The organism is Pseudactinotalea sp. Z1739, assembly GCF_049725055.1.
In the GTDB taxonomy this organism is placed as follows: domain Bacteria; phylum Actinomycetota; class Actinomycetes; order Actinomycetales; family Beutenbergiaceae; genus CALKWS01.
Genome location: NZ_JBMPQA010000025.1, coordinates 1 through 11,163 on the forward strand (window position 1 = coordinate 1; position 11,163 = coordinate 11,163).

The 11,163-nt window shown below is 68.4% G+C and carries 10 protein-coding genes; 3 read left to right on the top strand and 7 right to left on the bottom strand.

Annotated features, from left to right (window positions below):
• The 5 genes from ACO0LV_RS18340 to ACO0LV_RS18360 all read right to left on the bottom strand — a co-directional run.
• Nucleotides 1-999: dihydrodipicolinate synthase family protein (locus tag ACO0LV_RS18340; RefSeq protein ID WP_424788366.1), on the bottom strand; the 999-nt coding region annotated here is incomplete at its 3' end.
• Nucleotides 999-2,045 (bottom strand): NAD-dependent epimerase/dehydratase family protein, encoded by a 1,047-nt coding sequence (locus tag ACO0LV_RS18345; protein ID WP_424789362.1) that lies wholly within the window; start codon nt 2,043-2,045, stop codon nt 999-1,001. The genes ACO0LV_RS18345 and ACO0LV_RS18340, both read right to left, overlap by 1 nt.
• A gap of 88 nt (nt 2,046-2,133) precedes the next feature.
• Nucleotides 2,134-3,642, bottom strand: coding sequence for a hypothetical protein (locus ACO0LV_RS18350; protein WP_424789363.1), 1,509 nt, complete (start codon nt 3,640-3,642; stop codon nt 2,134-2,136).
• Between the two features lie 80 nt (nt 3,643-3,722).
• Complete coding sequence (locus ACO0LV_RS18355) at nt 3,723-4,781, bottom strand: Gfo/Idh/MocA family protein (protein ID WP_424789364.1); 1,059 nt, start codon at nt 4,779-4,781, stop codon at nt 3,723-3,725.
• A complete protein-coding gene (locus ACO0LV_RS18360; RefSeq protein ID WP_424789365.1) occupies nt 4,782-5,636 on the bottom strand; it encodes a Gfo/Idh/MocA family protein in 855 nt (284 codons plus the stop codon).
• Nucleotides 5,637-5,782: 146 nt separating this feature from the next.
• Here ACO0LV_RS18360 and ACO0LV_RS18365 point away from each other — a divergent pair, with 146 nt between their 5' ends.
• The 3 genes from ACO0LV_RS18365 (at nt 5,783) to ACO0LV_RS18375 (ending at nt 8,875) form a co-directional block, all read left to right on the top strand.
• On the top strand, nt 5,783-6,814 hold the full coding sequence (locus ACO0LV_RS18365; protein ID WP_424789366.1) for a Gfo/Idh/MocA family protein: 1,032 nt from the start codon (nt 5,783-5,785) through the stop codon (nt 6,812-6,814).
• Complete coding sequence (locus ACO0LV_RS18370; protein WP_424789367.1) at nt 6,811-7,797, top strand: Gfo/Idh/MocA family protein; 987 nt, start codon at nt 6,811-6,813, stop codon at nt 7,795-7,797. Before ACO0LV_RS18365 ends, ACO0LV_RS18370 begins: the two co-directional genes overlap by 4 nt.
• Nucleotides 7,798-7,891: 94 nt before the next feature.
• A complete protein-coding gene (locus ACO0LV_RS18375; protein WP_424789368.1) occupies nt 7,892-8,875 on the top strand; it encodes a LacI family DNA-binding transcriptional regulator in 984 nt (327 codons plus the stop codon).
• Here the strand turns inward: ACO0LV_RS18375 and ACO0LV_RS18380 are convergent.
• Entirely contained in the window at nt 8,869-10,050 is a 1,182-nt protein-coding gene (locus ACO0LV_RS18380; protein WP_424789369.1) for an AGE family epimerase/isomerase, read from the bottom strand. The genes ACO0LV_RS18375 and ACO0LV_RS18380 overlap by 7 nt on opposite strands.
• Entirely contained in the window at nt 10,016-11,050 is a 1,035-nt protein-coding gene (locus ACO0LV_RS18385) for an IS481 family transposase (protein WP_424789370.1), read from the bottom strand. Before ACO0LV_RS18385 ends, ACO0LV_RS18380 begins: the two co-directional genes overlap by 35 nt.
• Between the last annotated feature and the right edge of the window lie 113 nt (nt 11,051-11,163).

The window sequence follows — 11,163 nt, forward strand, 5'->3', positions numbered from 1 at the left end:
TTCGTCCAGCAGGTTTGGGTAGCGGGCACGGACCTGGGCGATCAGGTCGCTCTGGCCGGCCGATAGCGTATCGGTGCCCAGTGTGTTGGCGGTGGGGACCAGGCCTTGTTGGCGCAGTACTTCGTTGACGCCGGGCACGCACCCGGCGAAGTTGTGGTCGACGTCGAAGACCGCGTGGTTGATGTCCACCATCGCGGTGGCCTCGCTCAGCAGGTCCATCGGCGCTGCGCCGGCGTTGACTGCGGTGTTGATCCGCTGGAGTTGGTCGACTGCGGCCCGGGTTCCCACGGCCCACTGGCCGAGTAGGCCGCCGCTGGCGCGGACTTGGCGTTCCTTGCCGGCTACGGTGCGCCGGTAGGGGGTGAGTAGGTCATGGATGATCGCGTCGTCGTTGCCGGTGAGTAGGGTGATCTGGTCCCAGCGGTCGTGTTCGAGCAGGACTTGGGCCACGTCGTTGGTGCGGTACCGGTCGAACGGGGCTGCCTTGACGCCCACGACGGCTTCCAGGTCGAACAGGCTGTGCCAGAAGTTCCGGCTCAGCGCTGCCCCGCCCACGGACTCCTGTAGGTAGAAGCCCAGCACGGGCAGTACCTCGCCCACGGCTCCGGCTCGGGCCAGCAGGGCGCTTTCACTGGTGTCGCTCATGCCCCAGGGGCTGATCAGGGCGGCGTGGTAGCCCAGGTCCTTGGCGATTTGTGCTTCGGCGACCGCTGCCGGTGCGTCTCCGGTGAGACCGGCGACCAGGATCGGCTCGGAGGTGTGGTCCTGGGCGACCTCGGCGGCCAGGCGCCAGACGTCGGTGAGCATGGCGCGGTCGTTGTGCAACTCGAACTGGGTGGTGTGCACCGCCACGGCCAGCCCGTGGGCACCGGCATCGAGGTAGTAGCGGCTCAAGGCGCGCTGGGCCGGCAGATCGATGCCGCCGCCGGCGTCCAGGGCCAAGGGGTGGGCCGGGATCACCACTCCGCCGCCCAGACGTGCCGCCAGATCGGTGCCCATCAGAACTTGCCTTCCCGTTGCTGGAACTTCGTGGCCTTGCCCAGTTGCCGCCCGCCCTCGGTCACCCACCGCGCCACCAGTTCCACCACCCGGCGCATCGGGACCGTGGGGTAGCCGTACAGATCGTGGCAGTGGGAGGCATCGGAGAGCAGGGCGTCGGTGGACTCGGTCCCGGTGAACTGCACCTCGGTACCCATCGCGGCGGCCAGCCAGGTGGCCAGGCGGCGGACCGAGACGGTCTCTGGCCCGGTGGCGTTGAGGATGTGCGGGGGAGTGGCGGCCAGCTCCACCGACCGCAGCGCCCAGGCGGTGGCGTCGGTCTGCCAGACCACGTTGACCGCGGGCATGGTGACGTCGATGGGCTCACCACCCAGGATCTGGGTGGCCAGGTCAGCGATGACGCCGTAGCGCAACTCGCAGGCATAGTTGAGCCGGAAGATGGTCACCGGGGTGTTCCAGGTGTGCGCGGCGTGGGTGAAGATGCGCTCACGGGCCAGGCAGGACTGGGCGTACTCACCCACCGGTTCGGGTGGGTCATCCTCGGTGGATCCACCGGCCGCCAGCGGACGCAACGGGTAGACGTTGCCGGTGGAGTACACCACCGAGGGCACGCCCCGGTAGCGGTCGGCCACCAAGGCGGGAATCGCCGCGTTGGACCACCACGTTTGATGCTCGGCGCCGGTGGTGCCGAACTTCATCGCGGCCAGGTAGATCATCGCTGCCGCATCAGGCAGATCGGCGTAGTTCTCCGGCTCGGACAGATCGGCGGACTGCACCACCACGCCGGCCTCGGTCAACCGCTCGCGCACCTCGGGGTCGGAGAAACGGGACACCGCGATGACCCGGGCCCGGGAGCCGACCTCATCCAGGGCGCGACGCGCCATCATCGCCATCGTGGGCCCGATCTTGCCACCGGCACCCAACAACAGAACGTCACCCCCGACGGCCTCAAGGGCCCGCCCCACACCCGGCAGCGGCGTGGCAAGCTGGTCCTCCAGGTCCGCCTCGGTGGCCGGGTGCGGCGCCGCCGGGGGCGATGCGATCATGATGTGTACTCCTCAGTTGGTCGTGGTGTGGGGGAGGCGCAGCGGTCCTACCGCTGCGGTGGCCGGCTCGCCGGATGAGGGCGGGGCCTCACCGGCTGTGATTCAGGTAGGCGATACCCAGCGCGTGGGATCCCTGCGACGGCTCCAGGGGCTCGGCCTCATACACCCGCAGGACCTGATCGTGGATCTCCGGCTCCAGGTCCGCCAGCATCAGCCACCGAGCGGACTGAACGGCCTGGGCCGGGAGCGCTTCGACCTCCCCGTTCACGCGGAACCACACCGAGTCGGGTTCGTTGACCACGTTCTGCACGAACGTGCTGGCGAAGAGCTCGCGATCCTGGCTCAGGTCCGCGATGCCGGCGTCGTGGGTGGCCTGGATGAACTCCAGCGTGATCGCGCCGTGGCTGATGTCCTCCCAGCTGCGCACCGCCCCGTAGAACGGGGTGTACGTGGACACGTCGTCCTCGCGGGAGTAGCCGTTGTAGATGTGGGAGTGCACCGGCCAGTACGGCCAGACGTAGGCCCCGTCCTGCACCTGCAACGACGCTCGTAGGCTGCGCAGCATCGCTTCGACGTTGCGGCGGTACTGGGTATTGTCCACGACCCGGGTCAACTCGGCGAACGTGGCACCCAGGGCGTGGGACTGGTTCAGCGGCTGGATCGTGCCGTCGAAGGGGACCGGCGCTTCGCGCGGCCAGCGGAAGTCGCCGTAGCCGCGTTCGTCGATGTGGAAGTCGTCCTCGTGGTGCCGCAACGCCTTCATCACGAAGGCCAACAGGTGGCCGGCCACGCCGTTGCGGGTCCCGGGGATCCCTGGGTCGGTGCGCACCATGCGCACGTACCGGGCCAGCGGGTAGATCACCATGCCGGTGTGCACCGGGAAGGCGTAGAACTGGGGCTCGAACGCCACCGTACCCTCGGCCAGGGTGCGGTCGGTTCCGCTGTCGGCGCTGTGGTCGACCGCGGTCCAGCGGGCGCCGGGGGCGTAGGCCTCGCCGACGGCGTCGACGACGTAGTCGGAGGCGGTGGGATCGAGGGTGAGACCGGTCAGCTCGACGGTCGAGGACGGGTGGGACAGGATGAGATCGAACCTGTCCGCATCCACCCGGCGCACCGTCGCGGTGGCGTTCACGGAGGTGCCGCCGGCCCAGCGCACCTGGATGCCGGGTGAGCCATCCTCCAGGTGCAGTTCACCATGGCCGGCGGTGTAGTTGCCCCCGGCACGCCACACCGGCCCGGAGCGCCCGGAGTAGTCGCTGACGCCGCGTGCCTCATCGGTCGAGTCCATGACGTGCCGGGCGCGCTCCTCGAACCTGTCCAGGTAACGGCCCTCACCCGTGGCCTCGAACATCAGGAGCAACCCGAGCAGGTAGTAGGACTCGCCCCAGGCATACAGTCCGGCCTCGTTGTGCTCGGCGCCGAGGTCCAGGTAGGCCTGCTCGGCGACCGCGAAGGCCTCCGGCGAGGTGTAGTCGAGCGTGGCCAGCGGGGAAGGTGCCCCGAATGCGGTGTCGGTACGACCGAGTAGTGCCAGGGCTAGTGTCGAGGCGCTCCCGGCGAGCAGCGTACGGCGGTTGAGTGTGGGGAGGGTGGTCATCATTGGCCCTTCATTACGACAGTCCGAATGTCCCGATAGAGTAGCGCACTAATAAGCGCCGGACTAGGGGCAATCCCGGGTCAGGCCGACGGGTCGACCGGGGCGGGCCGCACCGGCCGGCCGGTTCGACCGGACTCGTACACGGCCTCGATGAAGGCGAGGGCATTGCGCGCCTGCTCCGCGGTCACCAGCGGCGGCTTCTCGCCGCGGAGGGCAGACAGGAAGTCGAGCAACTGCAGTCGTTGCTGGTGCTCAACTTCTGAGTGCCTGGCTTCCTCGCCCACTCGTGGCGCGAATTCGACGTCCTGCGGACCGTCGATCGTGGCGAAATGCGTGATCTGTTCGTCCAGGGTGACCACGCTGCCCCGATCGCCCATGATGGCCATGCGGATGGGTGGCGGCGCGTTGGCTGCGGTGGTGGCCAAGAAGGTCAGCAAGGCGCCGCTGGCGAGCCGTGCGGTGATGGTGACGGTGTCCTCGACCTTGATGCGCTCATGCGCGAGTCGGCCGGTGTGTGCGTAGACCTCCTCCACATCACCGAGCAACCAGAGGGCCAGATCCACCAGGTGCACTCCCTGATTCATCAAGGCACCACCGCCGTCCATCGCCCACGTGCCCCGCCAGCCGGCGGAGTCGTAGTAGGCCTGGGTGCGCCACAGCGGCACCTCCACGGTCGCCGAGGTCACTCGGCCGAGCCCGCCGGACTCCAGGAGGCGTTTGATGAACCCGTTGGCATCGGCGAACCGGCGCTGGCTCGCCACGGACAGCACGGTGCCCGCTGCGCGGCTAGCCCGCAGAATCTCATCGGCCGCAGCGACTTTGACCTCGATCGGCTTCTCCAGCAGGACATGCTTGCCGGCGTCCAGGGCCGCGATCGTCAGGTCCCGATGCAGCCCTGAGGGAACGGCGATGATGACGGCATCCAGCCCGTCCTGACCGAGCAGCTCCTGCAACTCGGTGCACCCGGGAACGCCGTGGGCGCGCGCAAAGTCCGCCGTCACGGCGCCGTCGGCATCATGGACGCCCACCAGTCGTGCCGGGATGGCGGGGTCGGCGAGGCGTTCGACGTGCTGGCTCCCGATGATCCCCAGACCGACGACGCCGATCCCGGGCTCGGCGCCCGGGCCGCGGGTGCCCATCTACACCTGCTCGGCGATGGCGGAGAGGATGGCCACCGGGGTAAGGAGTTGCTCAGGGCTCAGCGGAGCGCGTCCCTGCCCGATGGCGGTGACGAAGTGATCCAGCGTGGCGGCGTTGTAGTCCGGGCCGAGGGTGAGGTTGTGCGCAAGGGCCCCACGGGTGTGCACGGCCGTGGCGTGGAACGGTGCCTGACCGCCGTCGGACGGCGTGACGAAGGTGAACGTGACCATTCGGCCGTCGATGGTGGTGCTGGCCCGGACGAGGTCGCCGTGCCGCTCCGCCTGGACGGTGACGTCACCGGGCCGCACGACGGGGTTGCCGAGGATCTCCAGTGCCGTCTCCACGTGATGGATGCCGTAGAAGAAGAGACCCGCGTACTCGCTGTCCGGATCGGCTGGGCCGGCGACGTGCAGGTGTCGCAGTTCGCCCCGATCGGCGGCGCCGGAGGTGAACTCGGCGATCTCCGGCACGAAGCGCAGCGCCGAGGCTGAGACCAGCGTCGATCCCGACTCCTCGGCCTGGTCCAGCATCGCGCGGGCATCGGTGACGGTGGTCGCCAACGGTTTGTCGACCAGGACGGGGATTCCGGCGCGCAGCAGCGGCTCCGTAGCCGGACGGTGCAGCCCCCCGTCCCGGTTGCACACGATCGCAGCATCGATGTGGCCGACGAGTTCGGACGGCTCGTCCACGATCACGTCGAGGCCGCCGTACTCGGCGAGATCGGCGTTGTGCTCACCCCGGCCCCCGGACAGCGCGACGGCCCGGTAGCCCGGGTGGCGCTGGTCCAGATTGAGGAAGCGGATGAAGTGCTTGACGTGAGAGTTCTCGGTACCGACGAAGCCGACGCGCATCATGGGTGTTGCCTTCCTGCAGGGGAACGGTCCGATGCCAGTCTGTTCTGCAAGCGATTGCACGTCAAGAGTTCTTGCAACCGGTTGCGAGAACTTCGGAGCCGTCGTAGGTTTGAGGGCCCACACACACCGAACCCGCGGGAGCATCGATGCAGGAACCGGTCGGCGTAGGGGTGCTTGGTCTGGGCACCATCGGCACCAGTCACGCACGCGCCCTTCGTGAGTTGTCCACCCAGGCACGTCTGGTCGCCTTCAGCGGCGGAGATCAGCAACGCGCTGCCGACGCGGGATGGCCGCAGGCCACCCAGGTCGCGCCGGATGATCTTTGGCAGACCGAGGGTGTCGACGTCATCGCGATCTGCTCGCCGAGTGATCGGCACGCAGAGCAGGCGCTCGCGGCGCTGCGTGCGGGCAAGCACGTTCTGGTGGAGAAACCACTGGCGCTGACGGTTGCCGAGGCGGAGCAGATCGTCGCGCTGGCCGCCGAGCGGGGCCTGGTGCTCTCGGTGATGTCCCAGCGCCGCCTCGAACCGGAGTACGCCACGGTGAAGAGGATGCTCGCCGCCGGTGAACTCGGCGCCGTCCGGCTGGCCACGACGCATGTGCATTGGTGGCGCGATGAGGAGTACTACGCCGCTGCGCCGTGGCGCTCCCTGATGGACGCCGGCGGCGGGTCGATGATGAACCAAGGGGTCCACAACGTGGACCTGCTGAACTGGCTATGCGGCCCGGTGGAGCAGGTCACGGCGCAGTTCGGGACGCTGGGACACCAGATGGATGCTGAGGACACCACGGTGGCGACGGCACGGTTCGCCGGAGGAGCGCTGGGAATGATCAGCACCTCGACGGCGACCCCACCAGGCGCCCCGGCAACAGTGACCCTCCACCTGGACCGCGGCACGATCGAGCTCGGACAGGGGCAGGTGCACCGCTGGGAGATCGACGTGCCGTTGCCCGAGTTCGCCCAGGACGACGCCGGTGCGGCCAGTGGGATGTCCGACCCCTCGGCGATCGGGGTGGCCGGTCACGTGAGCCAGTGGCGTGACGTGCTGGAATCGATCCGAGACGGACGCACGCCCGCGATCAGCGGCAGGGACGGTGCCGATACCGTTCGGCTGATCAGCGCGATCTACGAATCCGCCCGGACCGGGCGCGCGGTCCGTCCGCAGGAACTGACATGAGGGTGGCGATCCTGGGCGCGGCCCACCCGCACGTCGATTACGCCCTGCAGGAGGTGCAGCACCGTCCGGACCTGCAGTTGGTGGGCGCGGCTGAAGCCGACCCGCAGATGCGCGAGGCGTTCCTTGCCGATCTTGGCGATGTTCCGGTGTTCGCCTCGGTACAGGATCTGGTGGCAGAGCTCGACGTCGACGTCGCGCTGGTCGCGGGCATCTATTCCGAACGTGCCGACGCCGTGCTGGCTGCCCTGGGAGCCGGCGCCCACGTGCTGGCCGACAAACCTTTGTGCACTTCGCTGGAGGACCTGGAGCGGATCGAGGAGGCGGTGCGAGGCAGCGGGAAGCACGTCTCGGTGGTGTTCGAGAAGCGCTTCTATCCGGCGACCCTTGCGTTGCGGGAGTTGATCGAGGAGGGCGCACTCGGGCAACTCGCCCTCGTCGCCAGCACCGGTCCGCACAAACTGCGTCAGCAAAGTCGTCCGGACTGGTTCCTGGATCCCGTTCGCTACGGTGGGATCGCTGCGGACCTGCCGGTGCACGACATCGACCTGGTGCTCTCCCTGACCGGCGCAACGAGTGGCTCGGTAAGCGCGGTGACCGGCAACGCCCGGGCCGCGGATCATCCCGGTTTCGACGACCACGTGGCGGTGCTGCTCCACGCCGGCGGGGTGGCCGCCACCATCGAGGCGAACTGGCTCGGACCGGAGGCCGCCGATGTCCACGGGCACTATCGGATGCGCATCGCGGGTTCGGAAGGGACTGCGGAACTGGACTGGGCCTACCACTCGTTGCAGGTCACCACCCATGAACGCCGAACCTGGGATGTCCCGTTGGGTCAGCCACGGCGTCCGGCGCAGTACTTCTTCGACGCGATCGACGCCGGCGTGGAACCCGAGGTGAGCACGGCCAGTAGCCTGCTGGCCACGAAGGTGGCGCTGCTCGCGCAGCGCAGTGCGGGCGCCGGTGGTCGCCAACAGTCCTGGTGAGGTCCTGTGGCGTGTGGCCGGGACGATGTGCCGAAGGCGTTACGGTGAACCTCGATCACCCTGAGGTGCTCGGCCGGTACGGAGGAGGCCCGGAATGCGGCGTGTGACGATCTACTCGATCGCCGACGCACTGGGCATCTCCGCCTCGACCGTCTCCCGCGCGTTCTCCCGCCCGGACCTGGTCAAGGCCAGTGTGCGCGAGGAGGTTCTGGCGAAGGCGCAGGAACTCGGCTACTCGCCGAACCGGGCTGCCCGGGGATTGGCCACCGGTCGTACCGGTGTGCTGGGCCTGCTGGTACCCGACATCACCAACCCGTTCTTCCCGCCGATGGTCCGGGCTGTGCAGCGAGCCTCGGCGCACCACGATGCCGAGGTGCTGTTGATCGACTCCGAGCGGAGCGAGACGATGGAGGAGGATCTGCTGCGCAGGATCCGGCCGCAGGTGGATGGTCTGGTGATCGTCTCGCCGCGCCTTCCCACCTCCCGGTTGCGGGCGATGCTCACCGGCATCCCGAGCGTGGTGGTCAATCGCGCGGTGCGCGGGCTGCCCTCCGTGGTCTGCGACAACACCAGGGCCCTCCAGCAGGCCGCTGAGCATCTTCACGGGCTCGGCCATCGCCGGCTGGCGCTGGTACGCGGGCCCCGGCGCTCCTGGGCGGCGGAGCAGCGTGCGAAGGCGATCCGGGAGTGGACGCGGCCACGGGAGGTGGACCTGGTCGAACTGGGACCGTTCGAGGCGCAGTTCGAGGCGGGGCGGACCGCTGCCGGGGATCTGGTGGACAGTGGCGCCACAGCGGCCTTCGCTTTCGATGACCTGATGGCCGCCGGCATGATCGCCGGTCTGAACGACCGGGGGGAGCAGGTGCCCGCCGATCGCAGCATCGTGGGCTGTGACGATGTGCTGTTGGCCCGCACTATGACCCCGGGGCTGACCACGGTCAGCGCACCGTTCGTGGACCTGGGACGGCACGCAGTGGACATGCTCCACCTGCTCATCACCGGCGCCAAACCCAGCACCGTGACGCTGCACGGTGAACTGGAGGTCCGGGGAACGGTGGGCGCTGTTCGGCGTCAGTGACCGGGACCGGACAACTCGATGATCTGCATGAGGTTCCGGGTGATGTGGAACGGATCCTTGACCGGGAGGGTCACAACCTGATCCAGCGGGCGGCCGGTGACGTCCCGGATCTGAATCCACTCCGCGCCGTGCTCACCCCCGGGGAAGGTGCGAATCGTGTAGTCCCAGATGCGGTCGAACCAGGCCCCGGCCCCGGCGTCGGCGTACCTGTGCGCGGCGATCGCCGTGGTAGCCGCTGCTTCGGAGTGCACCCACCACAGCTTCACCGCCCACGTGTCCCGCACCAGGATCTCGTATTCAGTGCCGGTGACCGTGCCGGTGGGTTGATACGGGCCGCTGGCATCGGTGAATCGGAACAGCCCACCGTGTTCGGCGTCCCAGGCCGACTCACAAAGCGCCGAGATCGAAGCGAGCAACGGTGCGCGGTCGCGGGCGTCATCGAGCAGTTCCAGCGACTCCAGGATCATCCAGAGGCCTTCGATGGCATGACCCGGGATGCGATGCCGGTTCACCAGCGTCCGGGGGTCGGGACCGACCATCTCGGTGAAGGTGCCGTCCGGGAGGCGATGGGAGAGGGCATCATCGACGGCCTGGCCGAGTTGGGCGTCCAGGTGACCGTGCTGGCCGATCACCCTCGCGGCCTGGCCGGCCACCAGCAGGGCGTTGACCAGCAGCATCTTCGGACCGAAGGCACTGTAACCAGGCGGTACCTGGTACGGCGGGGTGGGGGCGGCGCCGGCCAGATGGTCCGCGCGCGCCCGGTCCAGGATGGGTAGGGCCTGGTCGAGCCAGCGTGGTTCACCGGTCTGACGGGCCAACTCCGTCTGACCCAGCGACACGAACCAGTCGGCGTAGATGCTGCGATCGGGCTGCCCGGGTGTCTGTGGTGCGCCTCCGTCACGTCCGACGACGTACCGGGTGGTGTGATCGTCCGTGATGACGTGGTCGATCAGGAACTGGGCTCCTTGTTGCGCCAGGCGCAGCAACTCTTCGGCGTCGACGTCGAGCAGTCCGCGCCGCCCCAGATCCGCAGCGCGTGCCAGGAGCCACACGAACCGGCCCTGTGACCACGCGAACTTGTCGGTGGAGACCAAGGTCCGCCCACGGTTGTCGAAACACGTGAAGAATCCGCCGTGCCGGTCATCGACGCCTCGCTCCAGCCAGAAGGGCAGGATGACGGTCTCTAGTTGTACCCAGCCAGGACGTTGGTGACACTCGGCTGATCGGGGGTAGGCCGCCGAGTGCGCTGTGGCGGCGTTCAGTGTTGTAGGTGTGCAGCCAGGGCGCAAGGGCGTTGCGGCGGGCCTGGTTGCTGGTGAAGAGGTGGCGGTAGGCCCACTCGGTCTGCAGGGTGCGGTTGAACCGCTCCACCTTGCCGTTTTGCCAGGGGCAGTGGGGTCGGATGAACTTCTGCACCGCCCCGAGGTCAGCGACCGCGTCGATGAAGGCACGGCCGTGGCGGTAGGCGAAGGCGTTGTCAGTCATCACCCGCTCGATCCCCACGATGCCCATGGCGGCGAAGTAGTCTGCCGCCCGGGCCAGGAAAGCGGCGCAGGTGGTGGCTTTCTCATCGTCGTGGATCTCGGAGTAGGCCAGGCGGGTGTGGTCATCGACCATGGAGTGGACATAGTCATAGCCGATGCGCCGGGTCTTGTCCTTGGTCTTGTTCGCAGCGGCTCGCCCGTGGGCGCGCCAGCCGCCACCGTGGGGGATCTTGCCCAGTTTCTTCACATCCACGTGGACCAGCTCCCCGGGCCGGTCGCGCTCATATCGGGTCGCGGTGGCCTTGGAGGCGCGGATCTGCTCACCGGTCATCGGGTCCAACTCCCGCAGGTAGGGCACCTGCGCCCGGCGCAGCACCCTGGCCACGGTACGGGCCGGCACGCCCAGTTCGGCGCCGATCCAGTCTGGCCCGCGACGGTACTTGCCTCGACAGGCCAGGATCTGCTCGGCCACCCGGGCCGGGATTGCTCGTGGGCTGTGATGGGGGCGGCTGGAGCGCTCGGCCAGACCATCTGGGCCGTAGGCGTCGTAGCGCTTGAGCCAGCGGTGGGCACACTGACGAGAGATCCCCATCGCCTTGGCAGCATGGGCCACCGCCCACCCTTCCTCGCGCACTCGCTGGACCACCAACCGGCGGCCGTGGACGGTCAGGCGGGCATTACGGTGGGACATGAGGACCTCCGGGAAGTAGATGTGGACTGTCGACAAGCCACACCTCACCCGGAGGTCCTCCTCACGTCAACGAACCAAGCCGGCGAGTGTCACCAACGTCCTGGCTGGGTACA

What these genes read in the sequence shown, in the direction of transcription:
- ACO0LV_RS18345 (WP_424789362.1), bottom strand. Translation starts at nt 2,045, where the DNA reads ATGATCGCATCGCCCCCGGCGGCGCCGCACCCGGCCACCGAGGCGGAC.
- ACO0LV_RS18350 (WP_424789363.1), bottom strand. Translation starts at nt 3,642, where the DNA reads ATGACCACCCTCCCCACACTCAACCGCCGTACGCTGCTCGCCGGGAGC.
- ACO0LV_RS18355 (WP_424789364.1), bottom strand. Translation starts at nt 4,781, where the DNA reads ATGGGCACCCGCGGCCCGGGCGCCGAGCCCGGGATCGGCGTCGTCGGT.
- ACO0LV_RS18360 (WP_424789365.1), bottom strand. Translation starts at nt 5,636, where the DNA reads ATGATGCGCGTCGGCTTCGTCGGTACCGAGAACTCTCACGTCAAGCAC.
- ACO0LV_RS18365 (WP_424789366.1), top strand. Translation starts at nt 5,783, where the DNA reads ATGCAGGAACCGGTCGGCGTAGGGGTGCTTGGTCTGGGCACCATCGGC.
- ACO0LV_RS18370 (WP_424789367.1), top strand. Translation starts at nt 6,811, where the DNA reads ATGAGGGTGGCGATCCTGGGCGCGGCCCACCCGCACGTCGATTACGCC.
- ACO0LV_RS18375 (WP_424789368.1), top strand. Translation starts at nt 7,892, where the DNA reads ATGCGGCGTGTGACGATCTACTCGATCGCCGACGCACTGGGCATCTCC.
- ACO0LV_RS18385 (WP_424789370.1), bottom strand. Translation starts at nt 11,050, where the DNA reads ATGTCCCACCGTAATGCCCGCCTGACCGTCCACGGCCGCCGGTTGGTG.